The sequence below is a fragment of the Subdoligranulum sp. DSM 23681 genome (genome assembly GCF_057005535.1).
On sequence record NZ_CM168050.1, the window covers coordinates 2,348,313 to 2,362,908 of the forward strand.

The window sequence follows — 14,596 nt, forward strand, 5'->3', positions numbered from 1 at the left end:
CCCCAAACGGGAAGGGTACCGGCTGTTGCGATGTCAGCAGGGAATCACAGCAGGCCGCCCAGCAGGATGACCACGATCAGGATGGGCACCACGAACTGGAAGTAGGGCTTGAGCCAGCGGGGCATCTTGATGCCGCTGCCGGTGTTGGCTTCTTCCAGATACTTGTCGAAGCCCCAGCCCCAGCGGGTGACGCAGAACAGCAGATAGATCAGGCTGCCCACCGGGAGCAGGATGTTGCTCACCAGGAAGTCCTCGCCGTCCAGCACGGTGCTGCCCGGGCCCAGGGGCTGCAGGAAGCTCCACAGGTTGTAGCCCAGCACACAGGGAATGCTGGCGATCAGGATCACCACGCCGCCGATGAGCACCGTCTTGCGGCGGTCCAGACCGAACTGGTCCATCAGGCAGGCAATGATGTTCTCAAACACCGCAATGACGGTGGTGAAGCTGGCAAAGGTCATGAACAGGAAGAACAGGGACCCCCAGATGCGGCCGCCGGCCAGACTGGCAAAGACGTTGGGCAGGGTCACGAAGACCAGCTGGGGACCGCTGTCCGGGCTGACGCCGTAGGTGAAGCAGGCAGGGAAGATGATCAACCCGGCGCAGATGGCCACAAAGGTGTCCAGGGCGCAGATGCGCACCGCCTCGCCGGTCAGGGCAAAGTTGCGGTTCATGTAGCTGCCGAAGATCTCCATGGCGCCGATGCCCAGGCTCAGGGTAAAGAAGGACTGGTTCATGGCGGCCACGGCCACGTTGATGATGCCGGCCTCGCTGGCACGCTCCCAGTCGGGCAGCAGGTAGAACTTCAGGCCGTCCCCGGCGCCGGACAGGGTCAGGCTGTGCACCACCAGGATGAGGATGAGCACCAGCAGTGCGCCCATCATCCATTTGCCGATGCGCTCCACGCCGTTGCGCAGCCCGAAGCTGCACACGATGAAGCCCAGCACCACGGTCACGGCCATGAACAGGCCCATCTCTCCGGGGTTGGCCAGCATGGCGCTGAAGGTGGCGGCCGAAGTGTCGGCAGTGGCGCCCTCAAAGGTACCGGTCAGGAACTTGAAGAAGTAGCTGATCATCCAGCCGTTGACGGTGGTGTAGTACATCATCAGCACCACACAGCCCAGCAGGCAGGCCCAGCCGTGCAGGTGCCACACACTGCCTTTGGGTTCCAGGGCCTGGTACGCCTTGCCGGCACTGCCGCGGCCCGCACGGCCCACGGCCAGTTCCATGGTCAGCACGGGCACCCCCATGCAGACCAGGAACAGCAGGTAAAACAGAACAAACACGCCGCCGCCGTTTTCGCCGGTGACGGTGGGGAAGCGCCAGACATTGCCGATGCCGATGGCGCAGCCCGCGCTGATCAGGATAAACCCGAGGCGCGAGGCAAAAGATTCACGGTTCTCCAAAAAAATTCCTCCTTCTGATTTCAAACACCGCTTTTCTATTATAGCGGCTGCACCCGGCACAGGCAAGAAGATTTTTTGACGCTGAGGCGAAAGCTGTACAAAAACAAAAAGCCGCCGCCTGCGGCGGGCAGGCAGCGGCTTGCAACGTGTTCAAATAGAGGAAAATGTCCTGAAAAAATCAGCGGCGCTCGGCGATCTCTTCCTTGACGCTGTTCAGGAACTCATCAGCGGACATGGTCGTGGTCTCGCCCTTGCGGTCACGGACGCTGACGGTGCCGGCTTCGGCTTCCTTGGCGCCCAGAACCAGCATATAGGGCACGCGGTCCACCTGCTGGGCCTGACGGATCTTGTAGCCGATCTTCTCGTTGCTCTCATCCAGAACAACGCGCACACCGGCGTTCTCCAGCTTTTCGGCCACGCCGCGGGCGTAGTCCAGGGTCTTTTCGCTGACGGGCAGCACCTTGACCTGGACGGGAGCCAGCCAGGTGGGGAACTTGCCGGCGTAATGCTCGGTCAGGATGCCGATGAAGCGCTCGATGGAACCGAAGCAGACGCGGTGGATCATGATGGGGCGTTCCTTCTCGCCGGCCTCGTTGACGTATTCCAGATGGAAGTTCAGCGGCATCTGGAAGTCCAGCTGGATGGTGCCGCACTGCCAGGTACGGCCCAGGCTGTCCTCCAGGTGGAAGTCGATCTTCGGGCCGTAGAACGCGCCGTCGCCCTCATTGATGATGTAGGGCATGTTCAGCTTTTCCAGGGCGTTCTTCAGGCCGTTGGTGGCGTCCTCCCAGTCCTCGTCGGAGCCCATGGAGTCCTCAGGACGGGTGCTCAGCTCCACAAAGTATTTGAAGCCGAACTTGTCGTACACCGAGTTGATCAGGTGCACCACGTTGGCGATCTCGTCGGAGATCTGGTCGCGGCGCATGAAGATGTGGGCATCGTCCTGGGTGAAGCAGCGCACGCGGAACAGGCCGTGCAGGGCGCCGCGCAGCTCGTGGCGGTGCACCAGGCCCAGTTCGCCCACGCGCAGGGGCAGTTCGCGGTAGCTGTGGGGCTGGCTGCGGTAGACCAGAACGCCGCCGGGGCAGTTCATGGGCTTGATGCAGTAGTCCTCGCCGTCAATGACGGTGGAGTACATGTTGTCCTTGTAATGGTCCCAGTGGCCGCTGGTCTCCCACAGATGGCGGTTCATGATCAGGGGAGTGGAAACCTCCACATAGCCCGCCTTGCGGTGGATCTCACGCCAGTAGTCGATCAGGGTGTTCTTCAGCACCATGCCGTTGGGCAGGAAGAAGGGGAAGCCGGGGCCCTCGTCGCAGAACATGAACAGATTCATTTCCTTGCCGATCTTGCGGTGATCCCGGCGGGCGGCCTCTTCCAGCAGCTTCAGGTGGGCTTCCAGCTCTTCCTGGTTGTGGAAGGCGATGCCGTTGATGCGGGTCAGCATCTTGTTGTTCTTGTCGCCGCGCCAGTAAGCGCCGGACTGCTGGGTGATCTTGAAGGCTTTCAGGGCCTTGGTGTAGGTCAGGTGAGGACCGACGCACATGTCGATGTACTCGCCCTGCTGGTAGAAGCTGATGGTGGCGTCCTCGGGCAGATCCCCGATGTGCTCCACCTTGTACTTCTCACCGCGCTCCTGCATGAGCTTGACGGCCTCTTCCCGGGGCAGAGTGAAGGCCTTGATCGGCAGGTTCTCCTTGCAGATCTTCTTCATCTCTTTTTCGATCTTTTCCAGATCTTCGTCGGTGAGCTTGGTATCGCCCAGGTCCACGTCATAGTAGAAACCGTTCTCGGTGGCGGGGCCAAAGGCGAAATCGGCTTCGGGCCACAGGCGCTTGATGGCCTGGGCCATGATGTGGGCGGCGGTGTGACGGATGACGTGCAGTTCCTCTTCCTGCGGGCATTCCTTGACGGTGCCGTCATTGTAGATGACTTTCATACTTGCAACCTCCCTAGCTGCGGCGGCCCGCGGCCGCCAGAATAAAATAAAAAACGCTTCACCCCATTCAAACACGGGGTGAAGCGGTAAGCTCCACGGTTCCACCCGAATTGCGGGCAACAGCCCGCCTCTCGTATCGGCTGTAACGGGCCGTCCCGGCGGGGGTTCGCCCCCGCGCTCTGCGGTGGTAAGAAACGCGCCGTCCGCCAAGCCGCTTGCAGCACGCCGTTCTGCACGGCGGCGGCTCTCTCTGAAACGCCGGTCAGCCTTTCCGTTTGTCCGCATCATCGCATTCATCAGGATGAAGTTACCGCTATTGTAGCGCGGCGGTTTTCAAAAGTCAAGTCCGGTACAGGACCTTTATGATTCTGTAACAATTTCTTGACAACCATCTGAAATGAATATAAACTATAATCAGTATACAACGGTGTATGCAGTTTGACCGCACGGTTCGGGCGGCACCGCATCGCCGAAGGGCCGCCGTCGGGGCGGGCACTGTATTTTATTTGGTATGGCATGCACGCAGGTTTGCATTGAAATAAACATGCTTTCGTTGTTTTTATAAGACTTTTCCCACCGGGAACCCACGCGTCCCGCCGTCTTGCGGCAGGTGTGTTTCGGTGTACCATCGGCCCGCGGCCGGCTTTGGCCGCGTCTGAGCAAACAACTGAATCGAATAAAAGTAAGGCCCCGCCATGGCTGCGACCCTCAGGTTTACGCGCATTTTCTGAATAAATTTGAGGAGTTGAAACAAATGTCCATCACCGCCATCATTGTACCGGTGCTGGTGGTCGTTGTTGTCGCCGCCGTATGCGGGGTCGTCTGCTTTTATGCGGGCATGACCTACCGCAAGCGCACCGCCGAGGCCAAGCTGGGCTCAGCGGAGGAAGAGGCCAAGCGCATCGTCAACGACGCCATCAAGGCTGCCGAGCAGAAACGGAAAGAGACAATCATTGAAGCCAAGGACGAAGCCTTCAAGCTGAAGAGCGAAGCGGACAAGGAGATCAAGGACCGCCGCGCCGAGGTCAGCCGCCAGGAACGCCGCATGGATCAGAAAGAAGAGGCCCTGGACAAGCGCACCACCGCTGTGGAGCGCAAGGAAGAGGACCTGAAGAAGCGCGCCGAGCTGGTGGAAGCCCGCCTGGACGAACTGGAACAGCTCAAGCTGCGCCAGACCGAAAAACTGGAAACCATCGCCGCCATGACCCAGGAAGATGCCCGGGCCGTCCTGCTCAAGCAGATCGACGATGAACTCACCCACGAAAAGGCCATGCGGGTTGCCGCCTTCCAGGCCAACATGAAGGATGAATGCGACAATCTGGCCCGGGATATGATCGGGCAGGCCATCGCCCGCTGCGCCGCCGACGCCACCAGTGAGGCCACCGTCTCGGTGGTGCCTCTGCCCAGTGACGAGATGAAGGGCCGGATCATCGGCCGCGAGGGCCGCAACATCCGCGCCCTGGAAACCGCCACCGGCTGCGACCTGATCATTGACGACACCCCCGAAGCCATCACCCTGTCCAGCTTCGACCAGACCCGCCGGGAGATCGCCCGTCTGGCGCTGGAACGCCTCATCGCCGACGGCCGTATCCATCCGGCCCGCATCGAGGAGACGGTGGACAAGTGCCGCCGGGAACTGGAACTGCAGATGAAGCGGGAAGGCGAGAAGGCGGTCATGGATCTGGGCATCCACAGCCTGCATCCCGATCTGGTCAAGCTCATCGGCCGTCTGAAGTACCGCACCAGCTATGGCCAGAACGTGCTGAGCCACAGCCTGGAAGTGGCCTGGCTGGCCGGCCTGATGGCGGGCGAGCTGGGGCTCAACGTCCAGCAGGCCCGCCGTGCCGGTCTGCTGCATGACATCGGCAAGGCTCTGGACCACGAGATCGAGGGCAGCCATGTCCAGATCGGCGTGGACATCTGCAAGAAATACCGGGAAAATCCCGCTGTCATCCATGCCATCGAGGCCCACCACGGCGACGTGGAGCCCAAGACGCCGCTGGCTTTCGTCATCATGGCGGCCGATGCCATCAGCGCGGCCCGTCCCGGCGCACGGCGTGAGAACATGGAAAGCTATATCAAGCGCCTGGAAACCCTGGAAAGCCTGTGCAACAGCTTTGAAGGGGTGGAAAGCTCCTACGCTGTCCAGGCCGGCCGCGAGGTCCGCATCCTGGTCCAGCCGGACAAGATCAGCGACGATCAGGTCATTCTGCTGGCCCGCAGCATTGCCAAGAAGATCGAGGACGAGCTGGATTACCCCGGCCAGATCAAGGTCAGCGTCATCCGCGAAAGCCGTGCCACCGAATACGCCAAGTAAAATATGCCAAAAATCAGCAGCCCCGGCCATCCGGCCGGAGCTGCTTTTTGCTGCGGAAAGGGTTTGTCCGGACAAGGCCGGCTGATGGACCGGCTGTTTTTGGCCGCAGGCAGAACAAAAGCCGGGACGGCCTGATGCGGCGTCCCGGCTTGCAGGGCAGGATTCAGTTGTGGGAATCGGTGCGGCTGTTTTCCAGTTCGGCGTCCCGCATCTGTTTGATGGTGGCTTCCAGATTGAAGCTCTTTTCCATGGGAGCGTAGACGATCAGCAGGCTCAGCACCATGGGCAGCCACAGGTTGGTGATGGGCAGAATGTACATGGACAGGGGAAAGTAGAGCAGGAACAGACCCCAATAGACCACCTGGACCGCAATGGCGCCCACGCTGCGGGGCAGATAGCCCAGGAACAGCAGGATGGCGTTTTTCAGGATGCCGGCCAGGGGCATTTCCAGCAGGGCCAGCTGCGGGATGATGTAGGTGATCAGGCCCAGCACCAGCACCAGTCCGGCAATGAGGATGGCCCAGCTGATCACCGAAGTTCCCAGGCTATCCATATGGAACAGGGTGAACACCTGCATGCCCAGGATCAGGCCGAACACGGCACCGGGCAGCAGACAGGCCCGGGTGTTGCGCTTCCAGGCGCGGCGGTAGGTGGGCCACCAGTATCCGGGCTCATCCCGCAGGCTGCGCAGAATGGTATCGGCCATACCGCACAGCTGGGGCGCCGCAATCATGCCGCCGATGAGCCCAGCGGCCAGCACAAAAATCACGGCGTGGGTGGTGACGGCCAGAATCATGCCGAACAGGAAGGGCAGCATACTGACGTATGCCAGAAGTCCGGCCTTGAAGAAGGACCAGAAATCCCGGCCCAGAATTTCCAGCAGGCGCATGAATCCTTTTTTGCGGGGCTCGTCCGGGCGCACGCCGGGACCCGGACGGTTATACCCCCCGAAAAACGAAGAAAAAATGGACATACTGTATCTGACTCCTTTGCGGATGAATCTTGCTCTATTGTAACAGAACCGGCCATTTTGTACAACCATTTCTTGTCAGGTTGCATTGCGGGATTGTAAAATTCCCCTGGGCGGCTTTACAAAACGGGCAAAAAAAAGTACAATAAGAACTATGACATTCCGGTTACAAAACACCGGGCCGTGGGCGTACCCTAGCGCCGCGAAGAAAAGAATCAAGGAAAAGAGGATCTAGCCTATGAAACGTACCCTCCTTTGTGTGCTGGCTGTTCTGGCGGCGTGTGCCATGCTGGTGGCCTGCAAGAAGTCTGGGACCGAGACCGTCACCTCGGATGCACCCTCGTCCTCTCAGGAGGTCCAGGCCACGCCGGAACCCACCCTGCCTCCCTATGAGGCCAATGTGCTGACCGGCGAGGCCCAGGACGAAAATTACCCGGCAGGGCAGCGCATCACCGCGGTTATGGTCAACAACATCACCGTGGCCCGTCCCCAGCGCGGCCTGTCCCGTGCCCAGATGCTGTTTGAGATCAAGGTGGAAGGCGGCATCACCCGGTTTATGCCGGTGTTCAATGACTACAATGACATTGAGGAGATCGGACCCGTCCGCTCCGGCCGTGACCAGTTCTTCCAGCTGATCCTGCCCTGGCAGGCCCTGTATATCCATGAGGGCGAAAGTATCTTCATGCGCCAGTATGCCAAGGAATATGAGTACGGCAACCTGAACAACTGCGACGGTGCCAACGGCTACCGTGATTACAACCGTGTGAACTGGCAGGGCCTGAGCTACGGCAACGGTCTGGCTCTGGAGCACACCATGTACACCAGCGGCGAAAACATCAAGAAGTATATCGAAGACAATGATGTGGATATGAACCGCGAGTACAATTCCACCTTCTTCAACTTCGTGGACTACCGCACCAACGAGGTGCGCGACCTGTCCAACAGCCTGGACAGCGCCTACAGCGACAAGTACGGCCCCGTGGTCCAGAACGGCGAGTATGTGGCCATCACCCATTCCCAGAGCTACAAGACCCGCTTCCTGTATGACGCCGCTTCCACCACCTACAAGATGCAGCAGTACTACTCCAACGACGGTTCCTGGCGGGATACCATCGACGAGGAATACGACCAGCAGCTGGCTTTCACCAACCTGGTGATCCTCTACACCGATATGGCCGCTTACCCCGGCGACAGCCATGACATCCAGAACGTGGATTACGGCAACGGCGGCATCGGCTACTACTGCTACGGCGGCAAGATCGAAAAGATCTACTGGCAGAAGGGCACCCCGCTGGAAGCCCTGCGCCTGTACTATCTGACGCCGGACGGCCAGTGCAGCGATCAGCAGCTGGACGTGAACATCGGCAAGAGCTATGTCACCGTGGTGGACATTGAGGAAGCCGAAAAGCTGGAGACCGGCACCCTGGCCGACTATGACCTGGCGGCCAGCGATGCGGCCACCAGCGAAGCCGTTGTGAATGAAGAGGACGTGGAGGCCGGCGAAGGCGAAGAGCTGGGCCAGACTCTCGACGAGATCAACGGCTGATCCTGAAACACAACCGCAACACCGAAAGGCGCACAGCCGCTGTCCGGCATCCGGGCAGGCCGTGCGCCTTTGCGGCTATCATCCGGGGCGTGTGCCCTGCACTGTATAGAGGGAACCGTATGAGAAAAACCATCCGTTTGGCGGCCGCAGCGCTGTCTGTCATGATGCTGGCCGGCTGTACGCTGCCCGGTTTGCCTGATGAAACCGAGGAGGCGGCCGGCAGTGCCACGGCCTCTCCCACAGCGGCGCCGACCCCCACGCCGGCACCGGCCAACAACACTAACCCGCTCACCGGCCAGACCACCGAGACCGATTACAACAACCAGCGCCCGGTGGCGGTGACCCTGCGCAGCGGGGACGGCTCCACCCCCCAGTGGGGCGTGGGCAAGGCCGATCTGCTGGTGGAGGGCGTCAGCGAGGGGTACGATACCAGCCTGACCGCCGTATTTGCCACCCGTGCCGATATCAGCAAGGTGGGGCCTGTGGGCAAGGTCACCGACCTGAGCCTGCAGTTCTCTCTGCCCCTCAATGCGGTGCCGGTGCATATCGGCAAGACCACCTATGCCTCCAACCTGCTCAATGTGCTGACCTACCAGGACATGGACGGCCTGAATGTGGGCACCTCCGGCTTTGCCTTTGACGCGGACCGCTACGCCAACGGCTACCGGGAGGAAAACTGCTGGTACACCACCGCGGACCTGATCAGCGGCGGTCTGGCCAACTACAGCATGGATACCACCGGGGCCAACATGCCTTTGTTCCACTTCGAGGAGAAGCAGGCTCCCGCCGCCCAGAACGGTACCGATCTGTATATCACCTTCTCCCAGACGGCCGGGACCGAACTGAAGTACGACGCCGCCAACGGGGTGTATCTGCGCCACAACGTGGACGGCACCCCCACCATGGACACCGACAGCGGCCAGCAGGCTTCTTTCAAAAATGTGCTGGTGCTGTACGCTTCCAGCGGCATCAAGGATGACGGCTATACCCGCCAGTATGATCTGTCCGGCGGCACCGGGCTGTACCTGACCGATGGTGCCTGGGAGCAGATCAACTGGACCAAGGGGGATGCCACGGCGCCCCTGTCCCTGACCGATGCCTCCGGCGCCACGCTGGCCGTCAATCCCGGCAAGACCTATCTGGCCGTATGGGGCGGCTATTACGGCCAGTCCCTGCAGCTGTTTGCCGCTGACGGCACCGAGCAGTCCCTGCCGGTGAAGCCGGTCCTGCTGGAAAGCGGCGTTCCGGATGATGTGGCTGCGGCTGCCCAGCACAACCAGGACATCCAGAATGCCCTGCTGGCCGCCCAGGCGGAGCTGGCTGCTGCCCAGCAGGCGGTGACCGATGCCGCTGCCACCGAGGACACCGCCGACGATGAAGCGGCCGCCCAGCGGCTGACCGCCGCCAACGATGCTCTGGCCACGGCTCAGGCAAACTATGATGCGGTTTTCGGTACGCCCACACCGGCCCCGGAACCCACGCCCGCGCCGGAAGGGGAGACCCCCGCCGAATGAGGCCTTACCTTATATAGGAACAAAAGAAATTCCCGGCAGGTATTTTTCCTGCCGGGAAATTTTTATGCGTTTTGCAGGGATCCTGTCAGTCCAGGTATCCCCGGGGCACCACATCGTAGGCCTCGGCCAGATGATCCCGCATCCACATGGCGGTGTCCAGCCGCAGACTGTACCCGCAGCCCGGATCGGTCATCCACTCCTCGGGGCGGCGCTGGGGCAGGGCGTGGCGGGCCAGCATGTTCATGATGACCCCGCCGTGGGTCACACAGGCGGCCTCCTCGGTATGGGTCTTGATCATGAACTCAAACAGTTTCATGAGCATGCCGCCGGACCGGTCGGCAAAGGACTGCCGGCTTTCGGCCCCTTCGGGGACCTTCTCGCTGGTGGGGTCCATCCAGGCGGCAAAGTCCGGGTCCTGGGCCAGCTCGGTGAGCAGACGATTCTCGAACACGCCGAAGCCCATCTCCCGCAGATCCTGCAGCGCAATGGTGCGCACCCCCGGATACAGGATCTCCGCCGTCTCCTTGGCCCGCAGCAGGGGAGAGGTGAACACCAGTCCCACCTGAGGGTACTCGAATTCCCGTTTCAGTTCCAGCAGTCCGGTCCGGCCCTCCTCACACAGGGAAAGATCGGTGCCGCTGCCGATATAACGGCCTTCCAGGTTGGCGGCGGTCAGGCCGTGGCGGATCAGATGAAGCTTGAAATATTTCAAAATACGTCCCTCCTGTGGGAAAAATGTCGAAATGGGAAAAAATAAAAGGTTACAAAATTATTACAATTTTGAAACTTCCTTGGGGTTGGTAAAATTTGGGGACACAATATTTGTACCCTTGGTTTGTGCAAAAGGCCAATATCTAGTTTGTTCAGCAACTTTTTGCACAAACTGCCGAAAAAAAGCCGAAAAACTTGGCGAAACCGGTCTTTACAAAGCGTTTTTTCGCAGATATAATCAACACTATGTAAAGAGTGTGAAGGACGGCAACGAGATGGCAATGGAATTCAACCGAATCATTACCCTGCTGCGAAAAGAACGTGGCATCACCCAGAAACAGGCGGCCAGTGACCTGGGCATCAGTCAGGCGCAGCTTTCCCACTACGAAAAAGGCATCCGGGAATGCGGCCTGGAATTCGTGGTGCAGGTGGCCGATTATTACGGGGTCTCCTGTGATTATCTGCTGGGGCGCAGCGCGGAACGCAGCGGTCAGACCATCACGGTGGAGGACCTGCCCGAAGGCAGTTCCACCTCCGGCAGTGTCTACCGCGGCAGCGTACTGCCTACCATGTACAAAAAACTGATCGAAAATTCGTTGGATATCCTGTTTGACAAGCTGGACCAGTGTCGGGACAAACGGGTGGTCACGGCGGTGAGCAACTATCTCATGCTGGCAGTCTATGGTATGTTCCGCCAGCTGTACCAGTCTGCCCCCAAGAATGTGGCCAGCCTGTTCCGGGTCAGTCCGGCCCGGTGGCAGCATGCCGCGGATGCGGCCATGGCAGCCCAGCAGGGGGAACTGGCCGCGGTGCTGGCCGGGGAAGATGAGGGCGGTCCCGCCCCCGACCCGGCGGTGTTCAGCATGACCACCGAAAGTCTGGCCCGGGAATATCCCCGCCATGCCACCAGCCTGATGAATCTGGTCAAAAACAGCGAGGAAGCCGTGCGCGGCCTGCAGCGCTGATCCCTGCTTACATCGAAGCCAAGGCCCGACGGCAGGCCCCGCAGATGGGCTTGCCGTGGAATACCACCACGTCATCGGAGACATCTCCGCAGAATTCGCAGCAGCCTGCCGGCCGATATTTGCGCAGGACGATGCAGTCTCCGTCGGTCATGATTTCCAAAGGTGTATCCGGCGTGACGCCGAACTGTTTGCGCAGATCCTTGGGCAGCACGATGCGCCCCAGACCGTCCACATTGCGGATGATGCCTGTCGATTTCATACTGGGTTCCCTCCCGCTCCATGCCCGCCGCGCCAAAAGGCGGTACCGGGCTTTCTTGATGGGCCGAAAAACTATATTTGCTGTCGTATTCTGACGCCGGCCGCAACTTCTTGTGGATAGTATACGATATTTTGGAAGATTTGTCAATATTTGGAAATAAAACCAGACTGTTGGTTTTTTATGCAAAAAGCCGCCGTCCCGCGTGATGCAGGGCGGCGGCTTTTCGTATGCCCGGAATCCCGGACAGAAAATTCTCTTCTCAGTTTTGGGCGCTCAGGGGCAGGGTCAGGCTGTGGGCGGTATCTGCCTCGTAGCCTGGTTCAAAGTAATAGCGCCAGGTGGCAATGGATTCCAGTTCCTCGTCGGTGGCGGCGTAATAGTCCAGGCGGCAGCTCCACACGCCGGTCCTGGGGTCGGCGGTGGCGCTGGACATGGCACTGTGGCCGTTGATCATGGTCACCAGATCATCATCGTCGGGAATGATCTCGGTGGGGCTGGACAGCCCGTAGGGGACCAGCTCGTAGCTGATGGAGCCGTTCTCCACTTTGTAGTTGCGCACGGTGAAGCCGCTCACGTCGGTGGTGGCCACGGTCACGCCCTGCTTCATCTCCTCGGTGGTCAGGGTGCGTTCCTGGGGATCATATTCCCCCTTGTGCACCACGGGGGTCAGGGTCAGTTCGGTGGCGCCGTCTGCCGGCGGGGTAACGTCGTAGACGGCAGGTTCGCTGGAGGTATAATACCCCTGCGTATGGATGGTGTATAGTTCCTTGCCGGTGTTGTCGCTGATCAGGAGCAAACCGGGGAACAATCCCGCAGTGCTGCCGGTCACGGTGACGTTGTCCGGTTCCAGCATGGCCGGGTCATCCCCGCAGTCCACCACCATCACGCCGCCCACCGGGCCGAAGGCCAGACGCCGCAGGCGCAGGGGCGCGTCCAGAACCACCTTGCCTTCCAGGTCTGCGGTGTAGGTCTGCCCCATATCGTAGATGCCGGGTTGGGCACTCAGGCTCTGGGCCCGCACCTGGGCGGCGTCCAGGGTGAAGGTGAAGGACCAGCTTCCGTCCACGCCCAGGGCGTTGTAGCATTCGTCCAGATCAACGGTCAGGGTGTCGCCTTCCGGCAGGCCGGTGAGGCTGTAGTGCACCCAGACCTGCAGGGTGTTGTCGTCCACCCGGTAGAAGTCCTGCACCTGGTAGCTGGCCGAACAGACCGCCTGACCGTTGATGAGGGGCCCCTGGCCTGCATCGCCGCCAAAGGTGGGCATCCAGCCCAGCAGGGCGCTCAGGTCGCTCTGGCCGAAATAGTCGCTGCCCCCCGGACGGTCCAGCAGGTCGGGGATCAGGTTGTCCTTGCGGATGGTCAGGAACAGGTTCATGGCGGCGGTGTCCATGGAAACGCTCTCCAGCGTCATGGAAAGGCCATTGCTCTCGCAGGTCTGGCCGATGGCCACGGTGTGGTCGGCCATGGCCTCGGCGGCAGTGGAAAAGCTGCCGTGGGGGGCATCCAGGGCATTTTCCGCGGTGGCGGGGTCGGGGGCATTATTAAAAAAGTCGATTTCGCCGCGGCCCAGCTGCAGCAGGGCGGGGCCCACCGCTGCCACCCCCAGGGACAGGGCGCACACAGCGGCCACGGCCGCCGCCAGGACGCCTGCTTTGCGCAGGGGACGGCGGGGAGCCTTGTACACCGCCGGGGCGGCATCGGGTTCCTCCTCGGTCTGCGGGGGTTCCAAGCCGGCCTTCTCGCAGGCCATGGCCAGGATGCGGTCGCGCTGGTCGGCGCGCAGGGGTGCCTGCCCCACCGGCATCTCGCTCAGGCGGGCGGCCACGGAATCGGGATGTTCAGATTTACGCATGGCGGGTTTCCTCCGTTTCGCTTTCGGTGAATCTCCGGCGCAGCTTGGCGCGCCCGCGGGATAAGCGCACGTTGACGTTGTGTTCGGTCATATGCAGCACCAGGGCGATCTCCCGGGCCGGTTCCAGCAGGTAGTACCGCCGCAGAAAGATGGTGCGGTCCGGTTCCTCCAGTTCCAGCACCAGAGCCTGGATGCGCTCCTCAGCCTCGGTGGGCTGGGGTGTCAGCAGCCAGTCCCCGGCGATGGCTTCGTCCAGGGGGACCGTGCCCTTGCGGCGCAAGGCACGCCAGCGGGTGATGGCGGTGTTGCGGGCGGTGACGCACAGCCAGCCTTTCAGGCTACCGGCTTCCCTTTGCAGGTCCGGCGCATGGCGCCAGACCGCCACCAGCACGTCGGCCACACATTCCTCCGCATCCTGGGCGGCGTCCGGCAGCACCCGCCGCACGATGCCGTGGATCATGGCGCCGTAGTTGTCCAGCACGGCGGCCAGCCCGGTCTGAGGGTCACGGCAGAGCAGCGCCAGCAGCTCTTGGTCATTGACAGTGTGCAAGTTGGTTTCCTCCTTTGTTGGGCCCTTCATCCATCCAGACGCCCAACCGGGGCGAAAAGTCACGCGTAAATCAAAAAAATCCCCGCCCTTTTTGCAAAGGACGGGGAAATCAACGAAAAACTCAGTAGCTGAGAATGTCCTTGACGGTGCCGGACATGGAGAACAGCTTGGCCGAGATATGGTCCAGATAGACGATACCCAGCTTCAGGCCGCTCTCGTCGTTGTAGATGTCCTCCAGCTGCGGGGCGGTCTTGAAGGCCGCCTCCTGGGCTTCGGGGCTGTTGTCAAAGTTGGCGGTGCCCTGGATCCGCATCCACTCGCCGCGGTCGTTGGCGGCGCAGATTTCCAGATTGGTGTTGTCCAGCAACTGTTTGTAGGTAGCCTTGTGCTTGCCGATGGCCAGACACAGGTGGTCCTTGTACCACATGGCAAAGCCCATGGGCCGCACCCGCGGCAGATATCCGTCCACCGTGGCCAGATAGAAAGTAGGGTTGTCTTTCAGGAATTTCATGATCTCTTCGCTGGGCTGCATAACGGTCCCTCCCCGTTTATATGTGATGAAAAAGGTTG

Annotated in this window: 12 protein-coding genes; 4 read left to right on the plus strand and 8 right to left on the minus strand. The window is 60.8% G+C overall.

Features of this window, described 5'->3' with window-relative positions; translation table 11 throughout:
- Nucleotides 1-44: 44 nt before the first annotated feature.
- Together AC127K_RS10840 and thrS are read right to left on the minus strand one after the other, a co-directional pair.
- Nucleotides 45-1,403: a sodium-dependent transporter gene (locus tag AC127K_RS10840; protein WP_294540043.1), complete on the minus strand. Its 1,359-nt coding sequence runs from the start codon at nucleotides 1,401-1,403 to the stop codon at nucleotides 45-47.
- 178 nt (nucleotides 1,404-1,581) lie between these two features.
- The gene (gene thrS / locus AC127K_RS10845; RefSeq protein ID WP_483722190.1) at nucleotides 1,582-3,390 is read right to left on the minus strand and encodes a threonine--tRNA ligase; all 1,809 of its coding nucleotides are present in this window, start codon (nucleotides 3,388-3,390) and stop codon (nucleotides 1,582-1,584) included.
- Nucleotides 3,391-4,096: 706 nt separating this feature from the next.
- Between thrS and rny the strand changes: the two genes are divergently transcribed.
- Entirely contained in the window at nucleotides 4,097-5,659 is a 1,563-nt protein-coding gene (gene rny / locus AC127K_RS10850; protein ID WP_294540039.1) for a ribonuclease Y, read from the plus strand.
- Nucleotides 5,660-5,822: 163 nt separating this feature from the next.
- On the opposite strand, the gene AC127K_RS10855 is transcribed toward rny, so the two are convergent.
- On the minus strand, nucleotides 5,823-6,632 hold the full coding sequence (locus AC127K_RS10855) for a YesL family protein (RefSeq protein WP_483720599.1): 810 nt from the start codon (nucleotides 6,630-6,632) through the stop codon (nucleotides 5,823-5,825).
- A 235-nt stretch (nucleotides 6,633-6,867) separates the two neighbouring features.
- Here AC127K_RS10855 and AC127K_RS10860 point away from each other — a divergent pair, with 235 nt between their 5' ends.
- Together AC127K_RS10860 and AC127K_RS10865 are read left to right on the plus strand one after the other, a co-directional pair.
- Nucleotides 6,868-8,175, plus strand: a complete 1,308-nt coding sequence (locus AC127K_RS10860; RefSeq protein WP_294540036.1) for a DUF3048 domain-containing protein — start codon at nucleotides 6,868-6,870, stop codon at nucleotides 8,173-8,175.
- A 119-nt stretch (nucleotides 8,176-8,294) separates the two neighbouring features.
- Nucleotides 8,295-9,689, plus strand: a complete 1,395-nt coding sequence (locus tag AC127K_RS10865) for a DUF3048 domain-containing protein (protein ID WP_483720601.1) — start codon at nucleotides 8,295-8,297, stop codon at nucleotides 9,687-9,689.
- 85 nt (nucleotides 9,690-9,774) lie between these two features.
- Here AC127K_RS10865 and AC127K_RS10870 read toward each other — a convergent pair whose 3' ends face one another.
- On the minus strand, nucleotides 9,775-10,401 hold the full coding sequence (locus tag AC127K_RS10870; RefSeq protein ID WP_483720602.1) for a histidine phosphatase family protein: 627 nt from the start codon (nucleotides 10,399-10,401) through the stop codon (nucleotides 9,775-9,777).
- A 274-nt stretch (nucleotides 10,402-10,675) separates the two neighbouring features.
- Here AC127K_RS10870 and AC127K_RS10875 point away from each other — a divergent pair, with 274 nt between their 5' ends.
- Nucleotides 10,676-11,365: a helix-turn-helix domain-containing protein gene (locus AC127K_RS10875; RefSeq protein WP_294540030.1), complete on the plus strand. Its 690-nt coding sequence runs from the start codon at nucleotides 10,676-10,678 to the stop codon at nucleotides 11,363-11,365.
- Between the two features lie 7 nt (nucleotides 11,366-11,372).
- On the opposite strand, the gene AC127K_RS10880 is transcribed toward AC127K_RS10875, so the two are convergent.
- The 4 genes from AC127K_RS10880 to AC127K_RS10895 form a co-directional block, all read right to left on the minus strand.
- On the minus strand, nucleotides 11,373-11,624 hold the full coding sequence (locus tag AC127K_RS10880) for an AbrB/MazE/SpoVT family DNA-binding domain-containing protein (RefSeq protein ID WP_294540028.1): 252 nt from the start codon (nucleotides 11,622-11,624) through the stop codon (nucleotides 11,373-11,375).
- Nucleotides 11,625-11,883: 259 nt separating this feature from the next.
- On the minus strand, nucleotides 11,884-13,476 hold the full coding sequence (locus AC127K_RS10885; RefSeq protein WP_483720603.1) for a hypothetical protein: 1,593 nt from the start codon (nucleotides 13,474-13,476) through the stop codon (nucleotides 11,884-11,886).
- Nucleotides 13,469-14,026 carry a sigma-70 family RNA polymerase sigma factor gene (locus AC127K_RS10890; RefSeq protein WP_483720604.1) on the minus strand — a complete coding sequence of 186 codons (558 nt, stop codon included), beginning with the start codon at nucleotides 14,024-14,026 and terminating at the stop codon, nucleotides 13,469-13,471. Before AC127K_RS10890 ends, AC127K_RS10885 begins: the two co-directional genes overlap by 8 nt.
- A 121-nt stretch (nucleotides 14,027-14,147) precedes the next feature.
- The gene (locus AC127K_RS10895; RefSeq protein WP_483720605.1) at nucleotides 14,148-14,558 is read right to left on the minus strand and encodes a pyridoxamine 5'-phosphate oxidase family protein; all 411 of its coding nucleotides are present in this window, start codon (nucleotides 14,556-14,558) and stop codon (nucleotides 14,148-14,150) included.
- Between the last annotated feature and the right edge of the window lie 38 nt (nucleotides 14,559-14,596).

What these genes read in the sequence shown, in the direction of transcription:
- rny (WP_294540039.1), top strand. Translation starts at nt 4,097, where the DNA reads ATGTCCATCACCGCCATCATTGTACCGGTGCTGGTGGTCGTTGTTGTC.
- AC127K_RS10855 (WP_483720599.1), bottom strand. Translation starts at nt 6,632, where the DNA reads ATGTCCATTTTTTCTTCGTTTTTCGGGGGGTATAACCGTCCGGGTCCC.
- AC127K_RS10860 (WP_294540036.1), top strand. Translation starts at nt 6,868, where the DNA reads ATGAAACGTACCCTCCTTTGTGTGCTGGCTGTTCTGGCGGCGTGTGCC.
- AC127K_RS10865 (WP_483720601.1), top strand. Translation starts at nt 8,295, where the DNA reads ATGAGAAAAACCATCCGTTTGGCGGCCGCAGCGCTGTCTGTCATGATG.
- AC127K_RS10875 (WP_294540030.1), top strand. Translation starts at nt 10,676, where the DNA reads ATGGCAATGGAATTCAACCGAATCATTACCCTGCTGCGAAAAGAACGT.
- AC127K_RS10880 (WP_294540028.1), bottom strand. Translation starts at nt 11,624, where the DNA reads ATGAAATCGACAGGCATCATCCGCAATGTGGACGGTCTGGGGCGCATC.
- AC127K_RS10885 (WP_483720603.1), bottom strand. Translation starts at nt 13,476, where the DNA reads ATGCGTAAATCTGAACATCCCGATTCCGTGGCCGCCCGCCTGAGCGAG.
- AC127K_RS10895 (WP_483720605.1), bottom strand. Translation starts at nt 14,558, where the DNA reads ATGCAGCCCAGCGAAGAGATCATGAAATTCCTGAAAGACAACCCTACT.